This window comes from Alteromonas lipotrueae (assembly GCF_019249255.1).
GTDB classification, from domain to species: domain Bacteria; phylum Pseudomonadota; class Gammaproteobacteria; order Enterobacterales; family Alteromonadaceae; genus Alteromonas; species Alteromonas lipotrueae.
In genome coordinates, this window is the sequence record NZ_JAESDJ010000012.1 from 98,276 (window position 1) to 113,525 (window position 15,250).

General features: G+C 45.8%; 13 protein-coding genes. 5 read left to right on the top strand and 8 right to left on the bottom strand.

What is annotated here, in order from left to right; all coding sequences use genetic code 11:
• Positions 1 to 8: 8 nt before the first annotated feature.
• Positions 9 to 1,190, bottom strand: coding sequence for an acetyl-CoA C-acyltransferase (locus KYS23_RS15770; protein WP_013783791.1), 1,182 nt, complete (start codon positions 1,188 to 1,190; stop codon positions 9 to 11).
• Between the two features lie 10 nt (positions 1,191 to 1,200).
• Positions 1,201 to 3,321: a 3-hydroxyacyl-CoA dehydrogenase NAD-binding domain-containing protein gene (locus KYS23_RS15775; protein WP_218419335.1), complete on the bottom strand. Its 2,121-nt coding sequence runs from the start codon at positions 3,319 to 3,321 to the stop codon at positions 1,201 to 1,203.
• 245 nt (positions 3,322 to 3,566) lie between these two features.
• On the opposite strand from KYS23_RS15775, the gene KYS23_RS15780 reads away from it, so the two are divergent.
• From KYS23_RS15780 to KYS23_RS15795, 4 genes are all read left to right on the top strand, one after another.
• Entirely contained in the window at positions 3,567 to 4,481 is a 915-nt protein-coding gene (locus KYS23_RS15780; RefSeq protein ID WP_159529837.1) for a haloalkane dehalogenase, read from the top strand.
• A gap of 10 nt (positions 4,482 to 4,491) precedes the next feature.
• The gene (locus tag KYS23_RS15785; RefSeq protein ID WP_159529835.1) at positions 4,492 to 5,256 is read left to right on the top strand and encodes an SDR family NAD(P)-dependent oxidoreductase; all 765 of its coding nucleotides are present in this window, start codon (positions 4,492 to 4,494) and stop codon (positions 5,254 to 5,256) included.
• A 196-nt stretch (positions 5,257 to 5,452) separates the two neighbouring features.
• The gene (locus KYS23_RS15790) at positions 5,453 to 5,758 is read left to right on the top strand and encodes a hypothetical protein (protein WP_218396324.1); all 306 of its coding nucleotides are present in this window, start codon (positions 5,453 to 5,455) and stop codon (positions 5,756 to 5,758) included.
• A 216-nt stretch (positions 5,759 to 5,974) separates the two neighbouring features.
• Positions 5,975 to 6,322: a VOC family protein gene (locus KYS23_RS15795; RefSeq protein ID WP_218396323.1), complete on the top strand. Its 348-nt coding sequence runs from the start codon at positions 5,975 to 5,977 to the stop codon at positions 6,320 to 6,322.
• Positions 6,323 to 6,463: 141 nt separating this feature from the next.
• On the opposite strand, the gene KYS23_RS15800 is transcribed toward KYS23_RS15795, so the two are convergent.
• The 4 genes from KYS23_RS15800 to KYS23_RS15815 all read right to left on the bottom strand — a co-directional run bounded on the left by KYS23_RS15800 (position 6,464) and on the right by KYS23_RS15815 (position 10,516).
• Complete coding sequence (locus KYS23_RS15800; RefSeq protein ID WP_218396321.1) at positions 6,464 to 7,438, bottom strand: NADPH:quinone oxidoreductase family protein; 975 nt, start codon at positions 7,436 to 7,438, stop codon at positions 6,464 to 6,466.
• 110 nt (positions 7,439 to 7,548) lie between these two features.
• Positions 7,549 to 8,589, bottom strand: coding sequence for a phosphotransferase family protein (locus KYS23_RS15805; RefSeq protein WP_159529827.1), 1,041 nt, complete (start codon positions 8,587 to 8,589; stop codon positions 7,549 to 7,551).
• A gap of 9 nt (positions 8,590 to 8,598) precedes the next feature.
• On the bottom strand, positions 8,599 to 9,813 hold the full coding sequence (locus KYS23_RS15810; protein WP_159529825.1) for an acyl-CoA dehydrogenase family protein: 1,215 nt from the start codon (positions 9,811 to 9,813) through the stop codon (positions 8,599 to 8,601).
• A gap of 28 nt (positions 9,814 to 9,841) precedes the next feature.
• Entirely contained in the window at positions 9,842 to 10,516 is a 675-nt protein-coding gene (locus KYS23_RS15815; protein WP_159529823.1) for a histidine phosphatase family protein, read from the bottom strand.
• Positions 10,517 to 10,830: 314 nt separating this feature from the next.
• On the opposite strand from KYS23_RS15815, the gene KYS23_RS15820 reads away from it, so the two are divergent.
• Positions 10,831 to 13,368, top strand: coding sequence for a TonB-dependent receptor (locus KYS23_RS15820; protein ID WP_218419337.1), 2,538 nt, complete (start codon positions 10,831 to 10,833; stop codon positions 13,366 to 13,368).
• 199 nt (positions 13,369 to 13,567) lie between these two features.
• On the opposite strand, the gene KYS23_RS15825 is transcribed toward KYS23_RS15820, so the two are convergent.
• Both KYS23_RS15825 and KYS23_RS15830 read right to left on the bottom strand, forming a co-directional pair.
• Positions 13,568 to 14,608: an XdhC family protein gene (locus KYS23_RS15825; protein ID WP_159529819.1), complete on the bottom strand. Its 1,041-nt coding sequence runs from the start codon at positions 14,606 to 14,608 to the stop codon at positions 13,568 to 13,570.
• The gene (locus KYS23_RS15830; RefSeq protein ID WP_218396320.1) at positions 14,605 to 15,243 is read right to left on the bottom strand and encodes a DsbA family oxidoreductase; all 639 of its coding nucleotides are present in this window, start codon (positions 15,241 to 15,243) and stop codon (positions 14,605 to 14,607) included. Before KYS23_RS15830 ends, KYS23_RS15825 begins: the two co-directional genes overlap by 4 nt.
• Between the last annotated feature and the right edge of the window lie 7 nt (positions 15,244 to 15,250).

Consider the following 15,250-nt stretch of genomic DNA (forward strand, 5'->3'; position numbering starts at 1 on the left):
CCAAATACCTATATAACTTCAAATAAACCAGCAGCACCCATACCGCCGCCAATACACATAGTACAAACAACGTATTTCGCACCACGTCGTTTGCCCTCGATTAATGCATGACCCACCATACGTGCGCCACTCATTCCGTAAGGATGACCAATTGAAATTGCGCCACCGTTTACGTTTAATAATTCATCAGGAATACCTAGCTTGTCGCGGCAATAAAGCACTTGCACTGCGAAGGCTTCATTCAATTCCCACAAACCAATATCGTCCATGGTTAAGCCGTGTTGCTTTAACAGCTTAGGAATGGCAAACACTGGGCCGATACCCATTTCATCTGGCTCACAACCTGCTACCGCAATACCACGGTAAATACCTAATGGTTGCGCTTGGCCTTTAGCGGCAGAATGCTCATCCATAATCACGGTTGCACTAGCACCATCTGATAATTGGCTAGCATTACCCGCAGTAATACACCCGCCTTCAATCACAGGGTTCAATGAACGCAAACCTTCAAGCTGGGTTTCAGGGCGGTTACCTTCGTCTTTCGACAACGTGACTTCCTGCTCACTGGTCTCGCCGGTTTCTTTATTGAAAATGGCTTTAGTGGCCGTAATTGGCACAATTTCGTCGTCAAACTTACCCGCTTCTTGACCCGCCGCTGTGCGCATTTGGCTTTGATAAGCGTATTCGTCTTGCACATCTCGGCTAATACCGTAACGCTGTGCCACAACCTCAGCAGTTTGCAGCATAGGCATATAAATATTCTTATGCTTAGCCACTAATTGTGGGTCTACCGCGCGAGACATGTTCATGGCTTTGGTTTGAACCAAAGAAATAGAATCTAATCCACCAGCTACCATAATATTGGTGTCGCCAGTGCGAATACTGTTTGCGGCATTAGCAATGGCATACATGCCAGAGCTACATTGTCTGTCTAACGTCATACCTGCAACGGTAACCGGCAAATCGCCGGCTAATGCTGCTAAGCGGCCAATGTTCATGCCGCCACTGCCTTGCGTTAGGGCGGCGCCCATAATCACATCGTCGATACTGGCAGGATCGACACCGGCACGTTGTACGGCGTTACGAATAGCATGACCACCTAATGTAGGGGCAGGTAAATTGTTAAGTGCACCTTTATAGGCACGGCCAATAGGCGTTCTTGCGGTACTTACTATTACTGCATCGCGCATAGCGTACTCCTTAGTTTTTAAATTTTGCAAAGCTACTGCGCTCTTGCGCTAGCTTGATTAATAGGTCGCTTGGTTGTAACCACATTTTTCCGTAGTCTCCCAGTTTCTCAGCGTAGGTAGATAGCTTATCGACGATTTCACCCAGTCCAACTTCGTCTGCATACTGCATAGGGCCGCCACGATAAACTGGGAAGCCATAGCCATACACATAGATAACATCGATATCGCTAGACTTAGCCGCTATGCTTTCTTCAAGAATGCATGCGCCTTCATTAATTAGGGTGTATAGACAACGCACCAGGATTTCTTCATCGCTTATGTCATCGCGCTGCGTTACCCCTAGACGAGCAGCTTCTTGTTTAGCAATCTCGAGTACTTCAGGGTCTGGAATGGGAACACGACTTCCTGCTTCATACAGATAAGCACCACGGCCTGTTTTAAGACCGTTACGATCTTTTTCTACTAAACGGTCAGCCACTGCACCGTATGAAGGGTCGTGTGAAATAAAGGCTTGGCGAGACTGACGTACGTAGTACCCAATGTCTAAGCCTGCCATGTCACCCATGGTGAATGGCCCCATAGGCATACCAAACTGTGTGAGCACGCGGTCTACTTGCTCAGGGCTTGCACCTTCTAGCAATAAACGGTTAGCTTCACGGCCGTAAGGTTCAATCATGCGGTTGCCAACAAAACCGAAACATACGCCAACCAATACCGCTACCTTCTTAATGCGCTTGGCTAATTTCATACAGGTTTTGATAACGTCAGCCGACGTATCTTCAGCTTTAACCACTTCAAGCAACTTCATAACGTTAGCTGGCGAGAAGAAGTGAAGACCGATAACATCTTGTGGACGTGAGGTACACGCGGCAATTTCATTCACATCAAGGGTAGACGTGTTAGACGCTAAAATAGCCCCTGGCTTACAGACTTTATCTAAGGTAGTGAAAACGGTTTTCTTCACTTCCATTTTTTCAAATACAGCTTCAATAACAAGATCTACATCGGCTAAGTCGTCATACGTTGTAGTGCCGCTTAACAGCGCCATACGTGTTTCCACTTGCTCTTGGGTTAACTTGCCTTTTTTGGCTGAGTTTTCGTAGTTTTTACGAATAAGGGCCAAGCCTTTATCTAGCGCTTCTTGCTTAAGCTCTAGCATAGTGACAGGAATACCCGCGTTCGCAAAGTTCATGGCGATACCGCCCCCCATGGTGCCAGCACCAATAACCGCAACTTTCTCAATACTTCGCTCTTGTGTGCTTTTATCAAAGTCACTCACGTGACCCGCTGCTCGCTCGGCAAAGAAGAAATGTTGCTGTGCACGGGCTTGAGGGGTGTTCATGCATTCCATGAACAATTTGCCTTCGTGCTTAAGTCCATCGGTAAAAGCTAATGTGTATGCGCCTTTTACCGCTTCAATACATTTTAAGGGCGCAAAAAAGCCCCGTGCTGCTTTTTTCGTTTGTGCGGTAACGGCGTCAAATACGCCCTGCACTTCTTCAGACATTGTCAGCGTAATATCACAGGTGCGTTTAATACCACTCTCAGCATTCAATGAACCAAGGTACTGCTTGGTGTCTTCAAGCAAATGCTCAGGCTTGTCTGAAATTTTGTCGAATACACCTGGAAGCTTCACTACCGAAGTAGGCTTACCTGTAACAATCATAGTTAGCGCGGTAGCAGGATCGGCTAAACGCGGTAAACGCTGCGTTCCACCCGCGCCTGGCAATATACCTAAGTTGACTTCTGGAAGGCCCACTTGGTTTCCAGCAAAGGTAATTCTGTGATGACACGCTAGCGCGACTTCTAATCCGCCCCCAAACGCAGGCCCTGGCAATACTGCCACCACGGGCTTGGTAGCATTTTCAATTTTATCGAGGACTTCAGGAAGATTTGGCGATAAATCGCCACCGGAGAATTCACTAATATCAGCGCCACCTGAAAATAAGGCGAGAGAAGAAGTGATTACAATAGCACTAACACTGTCGTCGCTTAATGCGCTTTCGATGCCATCTATTAGCCCAACTCGTACTGCGCGAGAAAGTGCGTTTACTGGCGCGCTTTGCATAGTAATAGTTGCTATGCCCTGTTGGACTTTGTAGTCCACTGCCTTGTTTTCCATCTCTGTCATAACGGTATCCTGTTATTCACGTTAACCGGATGTTATTGCAGTGTTGTCAATCATCCAAGTTTATTGGTGTTATAGACATTCATCACAATATTTAATATGGACAGCAACCCCTTTATTTGTGCCCAACTGCCCTTAAGCGCATATTCGATGGGGTATAAGGAAGAATTGACAGATTACCTCGCTAGTGTTTTTGTTAATGAACACACTAATTAGTTACATCTGATTCACATTTGAGGTGGGCAAGTATGCAAGTTTTAAAAACCCCTGAAAGTGCATTCTCTTCTATTACCGACTTTCCCTATGAGCCGAGGTACGTACACGTTACCGATACCGTAAGCGGCGAAATAGTCATGGCCTACTATCAGTGCGGACCCAAAGATGGCCACACTATTCTTCTTCTGCACGGCGAGCCTTCTTGGGCTTACCTGTATCGCACCATGATTCCGATACTAGCCGATGCAGGCTTTAATGTGCTAGTACCTGATCTCATCGGCTTTGGCCGTTCAGATAAACCCACTAGGCGAGAAGATTACACCTATGCCCGCCACCTTATTTGGCTTAAAGACTGGTTTAATCAAACCGTTGAAGGAAAAGTAACCCTCTTCTGCCAAGACTGGGGCGGATTGCTAGGCTTAAGACTGGTAGCCGACATGCCCGACCGCTTTGCTGGCGTCATGGCATCTAATACGTTTTTACCTACCGGTGAGCACAAGCCCCCCGAGGCATTTTTGAACTGGCGTCGCTTCTCGCAAGATGTTCCTGTATTTCCCGTATCAGGTGTGGTTAAGGGGGGAACTGTATCTATGCTTTCTCAAGAAACTTTGGATGCTTACGACGCCCCTTTTCCTTCTGAAGAATATAAAGAAGGGGCCAGACAATTTCCGTTATTAGTGCCCGCCACACCCGACGATCCACAAACTCAAGCAAACCGTGAAGCATGGGTAAGGTTAAAACAATTTAATACACCATTTATGACCGCATTCAGTGACAGCGACCCAGTTACCGCTGGCGGTGACAAGCTAATGCAGTCATTCATACCTGGCTGTCGCGGCGTGCCGCACACCACAGTAGTGAAAGGCGGACACTTCGTGCAAGAAGATAAAGGCCCGGAATTGGCCGATCTTCTTATCACTTTTATTAATTCAACTGGACAAGCTTAAGGAAACCACTATGGATTCATTATTAGATTTTAGCGATAAAGTGATATTGATCACTGGCGCGGGCAGCGGTTTCGGCCGCCTATTAGCAGAAGGCCTAGGTAGCCGAGGTGCCAAACTGGTGTTATCGGATATTAATGAAGAAAACTTGGCGTCATGTCGCGCTGACGTGGCGAGCTATACTGATGTGGTAACGAAAGCAGGCGATATTGCCAGTGAAGAATTAAACAAAGCCTTGGTGGCGTTGGCAAAAGAGAAGTTTGGTCGCCTAGATATCGCCATCAACAATGCGGGTATCGCTCATGTACCTGCCCCCATGCATGAAATGACCGAAGAGATAATAGACCTTCAGTTTGCTGTAAACGTAAAAGGCGTGATGTTTGGCATGAAGTACCAACTTCCACAAATGTTATCGCAGAAGCAAGGACATATATTAAACGTTAGTTCCCTAGCCGGCTTGGGTGGCGCCCCAAAAGGTGGCGCGTATGCCGCCGCTAAACATGCAGTTGCCGGCGTGACCCGAACTGCCGCTGTTGAATACGGTCGCAAGAATGTACGCGTAAATGCGGTGTGCCCTTTTTACAGCCCTACCAATATATTAAACGTGGATGGTTACAACACTAAAGAGGCACAAACTCAGCTTGGCATGGGAAGCCCAATGAAACGCTTGGGCGAGCCTCAAGAAATTGTGAATGCCATGATCCTCATGTTATCACCCGGTAACAGCTACATGAATGGACAAACTGTCGCGGTAGATGGCGGCGTAACTGCTTGGTAGAACCTTGGTTGATGCCTGTTGATGGTTTGGACGGGCATCCAAAAGTATTAGATTTCATACCTTAGTATAAATGGTGATGTTTTGTTTTAGTGCGACTTTAGTTGTAATGAAGGGGAACAAACAAAACCTTCGGACGAAGCGACTTGTTAGTCGCTTCTGACTTTTTACCTAACCGCACTATACGCTGGGAGTACTTATGAAAATGACATTAAGACACTTCATTACTATGAGTAGCATTGTTGTTGGTTTAGGCCTATCTTCGAACAGTTTAGCTAACGAACTATCAACGCAATTCGCAACGTCTTCTTCAGTTCAAACATCTGATTTTCAGCATGTAAACCCTACGCAGAATTCGCCAGTGACGGTTAAAAAAGTACGAAGCCAGTCTTCTTCTTTTGTGCTTAAACGTTTGATTTCTGTTTCAACACAAAAGCCTTCTGCTTCTAACGCTACGCGCCTGCTACATACTGCGTTACCACAGGGTATTGTTGTAGCCGAGTAATTGCCGTAAACGTTAGCATGCCCTGTTTCTAGCCCAACTTACCTGTTTTTCCCCCTGCTTATTCAAGCCTATTGGCATGTACAGTTTGTGAACAACCGCAAAATGCGTTATCGATAAATCGCCGAATATTTTTTTATACTGCGACTTTCTACTATCGATGCCATCAGTATGCCACAATAACTTGAATAGTCATTTAGCCATTGGTTGGAGAAGCGCATGGACGTTGACCACATTAAAGTATTCATTCCCAGTAAAGATTATGTTGTATCGAAAAGGTTTTACACCCAAATTGGCTTTAAAGGTGAATTTGTTTCCGATGCGTTAACCTTATTTGAAAATGGTGACTGCCAATTCTTTTTACAGAATTTCTATCAGGAGGATTTGGCTAACAACTTCATGCTGCAGATATGTGTACTGGATATTGAAGCGGCACATTCATTATGTAAAAAAGCCACCGACAAACTTAAGATATCAGACGTTTCAATAGAAGCGTGGGGGAAGGTATTTTATTTGTGGGGGCCAAGCGGTGAGCTATTACATATCACTGAGCTTCGCAAATTCTAGGCAATAAAAAAGGCATGGTACGTAATGGACTGCTTACCCAATCGTTGACCATACCTTATCGTTTTAGCTACTAGTGCCTTTTAAGCTGCTCTCTTAAGTGACTCATTCAAGTGTCTCTTTTTACAAGCTCATTTTTAAACGCTAAGGCGTGATAACCATTTTACCTTTCACTTCTCGGTTCATCACTTTAGCCATGGCTTCGGTGGCACGCTCCATGGGTAAGGCTTCATCTACCACCACTTTCACTTTGCCTTGCACATACCAGGTTAAAAGCTCTTTCATGTTGGCGGCAAAACCCTTTGGATCGTGCTGGGTAAACGACCCCCAGAATACACCTACTACCGAGTAGCCTTTCACTAACGATAGATTCACAGGGAATTGAGGAATTTCACCACCCGCAAAGCCCACCACAAGCAAACGTCCTTCCCACGCCATGCTGCGGCTACAGGCGTGAAATGTATCGCCGCCAACACATTCGTAAACCACATCGGCGCCTTTGCCATTGGTGGCTTCTTTAATGGCATCTTTTAAGTTCTTTTCTTTGTAATTAATAAGTATATCCGCGCCATGCTCTTTGGCTAACGCAAGCTTTTCTTCGGTAGAACAAACGGCAATGACGATTGCCCCCATTTCTTTACCAATTTGCACTGCGGCTAAGCCCGTACCACCGGCTGCGCCCGTTACCACAAGCGTTTCTCCCGGTTGAATTTTTGCACGCTGTTTTAGTGCATGATGGGCAGTAGCATGTGCGGTAACTAAAGCAGCCCCCTCTTTTACATCGATAGGATCCGGTAGTGGCATAACATGCGTGGCAGGCACCAGTACTTTCTCAGCAAAACCACCTAGATTAGATAACGCAATGACGCGCTGGCCAGCAGTTATATGCTTTACACCTTCGCCCACTTCGGCTACCACACCAGCTACTTCATTACCTGGCACAAATGGGCATGGCGGTTTCATTTGATATAAACCTTGTACAAGTAGCCCATCAGGAAAGTTAACACCGGCCGCTTCTACGTTAACGACTACGTGACCTGGCTTAATTACTGGGTCATCAATTTCCTTGCATTTTAAATCGTCTATCGGTCCAAATGCTTCACATACAATCGCTTTCATAGCCACTCCTAATAATTCGTTTCTTTGCTTACCGCTCGCTTATTAATAGGCGCTCGGTGGTCCATAAGTGCACCTCAATGTCATTGAGATCCACAGCCGTGTTCGGTGGTTTAGCTGTTTTGATGAATCGTTTTATTCGCAATTTGTGCCAGAGGGCGCACCATAGCGCCTAACTGCATTGCCTTGTCGCTTGATGCGTTGCCATCATGTGCCCGTTTAACTACTCCTTGCAGAATGGCTGCTAGACGGAAAAAACTAAACGCGAGGTAAAAGGTCCAGTTGTCTATTTTGTCAATGCCGCGTCGCTTGCAATATGCACCTACGTATTCTTCTTCACTAGGAATACCTAACGCGTCTCTGTCTAACCCACCTAAACCAGACGCATGGGCGATGTCACTTGGTAAACGCAGCTGCATGCATTGATAGGCTAAATCGGCATACGGGTGCCCCAAGGTAGATAACTCCCAATCAAGCAACGCAATCACTTTAGGTTCATCAAGGTTAGACATATCAAACATCATATTATCCAACCTAAAATCACCGTGAACCAAGGCTATTTGCCCATCATCTTCAGGCAAATTTTCTTCTAAATAGGTAATAAGCTGCTCAATGTCTTCTACATGCTCTAGCTCAGAAGCACGGTATTGCTGAGTCCACCGGCTTAACTGGCGAGAAAAGTAACTTCCTGGCTTGCCGTAACTCGTTAACCCAGCGGCGTCAATATCAACACCGTGCATCACTGCCAGCACGCGGTTCATTTCATCGTACATAGCGCCCCGAGTTTTTGGGCTCTCTACTTCCGGTAAAGCGCTGTCCCAATAAATGGTGCCTTCAACGTAGGCCATGATGTAAAACATACTGCCAATGATGTCGGCATCTTCACACAAGTGATAAACCTTAGGCACAGGTACTTCTGTGTTACTTAGTGCATTGATAACGCGATACTCGCGGTCAACCGCATGGGCAGACTTGAGCAGTTTCCCCGGCGGTTGGCGACGCAGCACGTAAACGCCAGAATCAGCATTTAGTTTAAACGTAGGATTAGATTGCCCACCTGAGAATTTCTCTGCCGACAACACCGTGCCTATTTCTGGGCACGCCTTATTTAGGTAGTGATTTAACGTTTCTATATCTAGCGTGTGCGTAGCCACAGATACTCCTTAAGCGTTCTTTTCGGCAATCAGATTGCGACCCAATTGCATCATGTGCACTTGGTCAGGGCCATCGGCTAAACGAATGGTCCTAGCATACGCGTACATGGCAGACAATGCGTAATCTTGACTTGTACCTGCAGCGCCATGCATTTGGATAGCTTCGTCAATAACCCTACACGCCATTTTGGGTGCAACAATTTTAATGGCGGCAATAATATCTCGAGAGACTTTATTGCCGTATCTATCCATTTTGTCGGCAGCCTTAAGTGTTAGTAAGCGCGCTTGCTCAATATCACAATGCATTTGTGCAATACTTTCGCGCACCGACTGCTGTTTGCTAAGTGGCTTACCAAATGCTTCACGCTGATCTACTCGCTCACAGGCTAAATCTAAGGCGCGCTGTGCGCAGCCAATTAAGCGCATGCAGTGATGAATACGGCCTGGGCCTAAGCGACCTTGTGCAATTTCAAACCCGCGACCTTCACCGAGTAGCAAATTGCTTACCGGAACCCGTACGTTATCGAACAATACTTCCGCATGCCCTACAGGCTCATCAAAATAGCCCATCGCAGCCATGGGGCGCACAATGGTGACCCCCTTCGTATCCATTGGCACTAAAATTTGCGACTGTTGCTGGTGACGAGCAGCTTCAAAGTCGGTTTTACCCATTACCACCATGATTTTGCAATTTTCGTTCATGGCACCACTGGTGTACCATTTGCGCCCATTGATTACGTATTCATCGCCATCTCGGGTAATTGACGTTTCAATGTTAGTCGCATCACTTGACGCAACTGCTGGCTCGGTCATGGCAAAGGCAGAACGAATTTCGCCATTAAGCAGTGGCTCTAGCCATTGTTTTTTCTGTTCTTCATTTCCGTACTTCGCCAACACTTCCATGTTGCCCGTATCAGGCGCGCTACAATTGAAAATCTCTGAGCTAAACAACACACGCCCCATCTCTTCACACAAAGGGGCGTATTCAGCATTTGATAACCCAGCGCCGTAAGGCTTATATTCCTCTGGAAGGAAGAGATTCCAAAGGCCGGCGTCTTTTGCGCGTTGTTTGAGAGTTTGCATCATAACGGGAGTTTGCCAACGGTTTTCACCATTTTCTACCGCGTGAACATACTCCTTCTCAATTGGATACACTTCTTCTTGCATGAAGGCTCTTAATTTCGTTAAAAGCGTTTGTGTTCTTTCATTGTATTCAAAGTTCATAACTGTCCTTATCCGCTGATGGCGCTGTTTAGCTGTATGTCACAGCGTGCAATCTATCCACAACATCTAAATGTGGTACGCTGTTGAAATTGTTCAAATGCACACCACGAGTATTCGCGAAGCACTGAGAAAAACTCGCATTTCTAATCTGCAAGTTCATGTTAATAACCGTGGGGGCGTCGTAACCGAGTATGTGCTTTAACATCATGGCAATGGCCCCCCCTGAACTTACCACCAACACTCGCTTTGCCTGTGTGCTTTGGAGCGCGCTTAGCATAGTGGCCACCCTATCTTCGAAGCCTGCCCAACTCTCATCCAATAAGTTATGGTCGAGATCATTGGCTGCCCATGCCAACATGGCTTTTTTAAGCAACCGATAATATTCTGCCCGAGACGCACCTTCTGGCACTTTTTGATCTGGGTATCGGGTTAAAAACGCTGTTGCCACTGCTTGAAAGTTAAATTCGTTCAATTCACTGTTGATGTTCGCTTGGGGTAGAGAACCTATCCCTTTTGCAATACCTTCGGCGGTTTCTCTGTGGCGCACCATGTCACCCATAAACACACTATCGAAAGTAATATCGCGCTGCTTGAAGTAGTGCCCAAGCCACTGGGACTGCTGTGCACCTAGATCACTAAGCTTGTCGTAGTTTGCTGCGCCAAAAGATGCTTGTCCGTGGCGTACTAGGTAGATGTCAGTCATACTACTCTCTGATGTTATCAATATGTTAACCATGGTAAGAAAAGTAGCACCATAAGTTTAATTGATATTTTGAATGGGAATACATCATGTTAGGCTATGGGGAACAAAGGCGACTAAACACGCCCAATAGCGTTGAGGCAGTTGGTTTTCAGAATATTTCTACTATCGTTGTAGCGACTTAAAATTACTGCAACACTAAGTTGTTACGTTGTTTTTTGCACATTGATGCAAAGTGAAAGATTACTGCTAAGGTTCTAGCTGTAGTCAAACGACGCTATTCGTTTGAAATGGGTTAGATGTTAGGTAAAATAAAAATGAAAAAATTGCTGCCCAAGCACACATTCGTCGCATTAGGTATAGCTGCGAGTTGCACATCTTCACTTGCTTACTGCCAAGATAGCGCCTTAGAGCATATCACCGTTCAGGCACAAAAAACGGCACAAAATTTACAAGCAGTACCTGTTGCCGTGACCGCCCTTTCCGGCGACGATTTAATTGAAACCGTGGTGAAAGACGTCTTTGATTTGCAAAACTATGTGCCTGCATTTGGTGCGTTTCAAAATCAAAGCGTGACTAATTCAGGGTTTTCCATCCGCGGTATTGGCACATCGTCACAAAATTTCGGCTTCGAATCTTCTGTGGGCTTATATGTGGACGGGGTTTATCGTTCACGGCAAAATGCCCTTATCAACGACTTAGTTGATATTGCTGCTATCGAAGTACTACGTGGCCCACAAGGTACCCTATTTGGTAAAAATACTGCAGCAGGCGCAATGACCCTTACCTCTGTGGCGCCAAGTCATACCGATACCGATGGTTTTGTAGAAGTATTGGCGGGTAATGATTCATTATTAAGATTAAGTGCAGGCGCGTCGTTCTCGTTGATTGACGATATATTAGCCATGCGTATTTCAGGGTTTAAAACCGATGGTGATGGCTATATTACCGATGCCACTTCTGGGCAGAGTTTAAATAACAAAAACCGCTCAGCCATAAAGGCTCAGTGGCTTTATACGCCTACAGAAAATGTCAGCGTTCGCATCATTGCCGATTACGGTGAATTAAATGAGCGTTGTTGCGGTGCACTTACTTGGCAAAACAATTTTCAGGCAAATGACATCCCTGGCAAATTTGGCACAGATGCATTGTTATCTCAGCCCCCGTTTAACGCCACCATTTACAGTACTGACGATTTCTACGATTTCACCACATCGTTATCTCAACCCCCTATTTCAAAAATGGAAGATAAAGGTGTTTCGGCGCAAATTGATGTAGTGCTTAGTGAGCAATGGTCTTTGGTAGGTATTACGGCTTATCGCGCCTTTGATAGCATCGATATTGTAGATACCGATTTTTCAGATGCGGATTTATTAACCGCCACTAACGATGCAAAACAACAGTCTTTCTCTCAAGAGTTTAGATTGCATTATAAAAGCGATAAAATTCGTGGCCTTTTGGGTGCCTATTACTTTAGCCAAAATTTAGATTTAACCTTTAACACCACGACACAGTTTGCATTCGATAGCTTTTTTAGCATTGCAGGTGCTGAATTACTTCCCTTGGCAAGTGCGATTGATGGACTTAGTGCGGCCACTGGCGGGTTAATAGCCCCTTCTGGGGTGGCAGCACCAAGCAATACCGTATTTATGCACTCGGCAAATCAAGAACAAGACAGTGTTGCATTTTTTGCCCAAGCTGACTGGTTGCTGTCTGACACAATCACCTTGACGACTGGCATGCGTTTTACCGATGAAAAGAAGTCGATAGCTGGCCGGTACACCGAACAAGGCCCAGGTATTGATGGCTTGAGCGGCGCTCCCGAAAGCAGGCCCAATATAGGTGCTGCGGTAACAGCGTTAAATGATATTGGCGTAGCGCTCAATACTGGTACTGCAATTAGTCCAACCTCGCTAAATGCCCTAGCGCCTTTTCAACAGGCGGGATGGGGGTATTTTTTCTTGGGTTCATCAGCGGTACTGCCACGACCTGATTTAAACGAAGCAATAGATGATAGCCAGTTAACGGGCACGATAAAGCTTGCTTATCAGGCCAATAAAAACCAACTAATTTATGCCAGCTTAGCCTCTGGTTATAAAGCAGGCGGCACTAATACTGATCGTATTTTACCGTCTTTAGATGCCACTTTTGAGGCCGAAAAAGCGCGTAGTGCAGAAATAGGCTTGAAACAGGATTGGCCTGATTATGGTGTGCGGGTAAATGTTGCGGCGCATTATTCAACCATTGAAGATTTTCAAGCCACCACTTTCACAGGTACCGGTTTTAACCTGCAAAACGCAGGCGACATTCATGTGAAGGGACTGGAGCTTGAAACCACTTGGTTAATGAGTGCAAACACGGAACTTCAGCTTATTGCATCACGCACGTTAGCCAATTTTGATACCTTCAAACAAGGTACATGTTGGGTGGCCTATTCATGGCATACGGGTATTGACGATCCGGGCCGTGCGTCACCTGCCGACCCGTATTGTGCACGAGACGGTGACAGAGTGGGTTTTGAGCCTCAAAATAGCCTTTCAATTATGCTAAACCATCATTTTTTAGTAGCGAGTTACGACGCCACAATAAGCGCAGATTATCAGTATACAGGGGAAGTATATTTGGATGATTCCAACGACCCCTATAAACAGTCTGGTTCATACGAGATTATTAATGCACGACTTTCACTTCAGCTTGAGGAATGGGACACCGAAATTATTGTATGGGCTCGAAACCTTTTGGATGAAGAATATATCGCTAGAAGTGGTTTTGATGTGCCAGTGCAAGAAGGAAAACTGATGGCCTACCCAGGCGCACCTCGCTCCTATGGTATATCGGTAAGAAATCGTTTTTAACTATTGCGTTTGTTAAAACAAAAGCGATGTAACCTTAAATAAAAAGCCCCACTTATTCATCTACTTTGGGGCTATTTATCTACTTCGTGGCAGTTATGGACGCAGTTATGGAAGCTTTATGGGGCTTGCACGGGGCTTTTACTGAAGCCATGTATAAGACTTTTAAGGAATGTGTATATAAACTGCGTGTTGCACATAACTACTTTAATGTCGGAAATTTGTTTGCCAGTACTGCATGGCACTGAGCAATAATCGACAACGCGATGCTTTCTGGCAAGTCGCCACCGATATTAAACCCAGCTGGGCTGGCGAAGAAGCCTTTAAAATCACTTTCTTTAACCCCAGCTAACGCGAACATTTCTTCTTTACGGTGAATAGGCCCTAACATGGCCACGTACTTCAGCGGGTACCGAGATAACATTGCTAAGGCATTACTGTCTATTTGTCGGTGATGAGACATCAACACCGCTGCATCGATATTGTGTTCTGCGACATGCAAATTCAGTGCTTCGACTTCTGTCGACTCGACAATAAAGTTAGCATCACCGAAGTGCTCTACCCTTGCCTGTGCTGGCCTAGGATCCCATACGCTCACCGACCACCCTTGCTGCACTGCCATCTTCACCACAAAAGTGGCATCGTATCCACCGCCAACGATAAGTAGGTGTGGAGGCGGTTCACAAGGTACTGTTAGAAAGCACTTACCGTTTTGGGTATCAAGTAAAGCGGCCGTTTTTTTAGCTTCAGGCTTCACACGAGTGGTGTTGTCAGCCTGTTCGCTGTTACTCGCTTGCTGGTTGTCGCAAACGCTAACAGAGGAGGAAAGTTCGCCATTAACTTCTTGCTTCCATAAACAAGGTTGCCCGCTCACCAAATATGAATACACAGTATGTAACTGTAAATAGTGATTATCACTAGTTACAGGTAACAGCGCTAAATGTACAACCCCGCCGCAGCCTACACCTAGTTTAAAGGCAATGTCTTCTTCATCGTTATCATCGTAAACTGCTGTACGATGCTTACCATCTTGCATTACCCGCTGGGCTTGTTTGTTAATGTCTGATTCAAGGCAGCCACCACTTAACACACCTAGTTGATGCCCAGCATTGCTGAACAACATGACAGCCCCCGCTTTCCTGTAACAAGAGCCTTCCGTCTTATATATAAGCCCCAGCACCCACTGGTGGGCATCCTTTAGCGGATGCCACTGGGCTAAAAGGTGTATTAGCTGATTACTCATTGCTCAGTAGATGCCTGAACAATAAATTGCGCTAACGTCTCTGGGTCTTGTGCACCCGCAACACCGCTATTACCAATCACAAAAGTAGGTACGCTTTGAATACCACGTTGCAACCATAAGTTCTCGTGCTCTCGAACGACATCTGCATAGGTTTGATTGGCCAGAAGTTCACTTACCTCTTGCTCGTTTAGCCCCACAGACACCGCTTCGCTTACTAACACCTCTATATCATTCACGTTTTTTCTTTCACTGAAATAGGCGGCAAATAAGCGTAATTTTAGCGCTTCTTGCTTACCGTTTTCCCCTGCATAGTGCAGTACTTGGTGTGCATTGAAGGTATTCGCCATACGCATGCCGTCGAAGTAATCAAACTTAAAACCAACCGATGCACCTGCATCAATAAGTTGTTTTCGGTTTTGATCACTTTGTGCTGGAGTAAGCCCGTATTTTTCCATTATATGTTCACGAACGTCCTGTCCTTCTTGCGGCATGTCCGGGTTAAGTTCAAACGGGTGAAATTGAATAGTTACTTCAATATCGTCTAATTGCGCGATGGCTTTTTGTAGACGTTCGTAACCAATAATGCACCAAGGGCAAACTACGTCTGACACCATATCTATCGTTACTCTTTTCATTGCACCT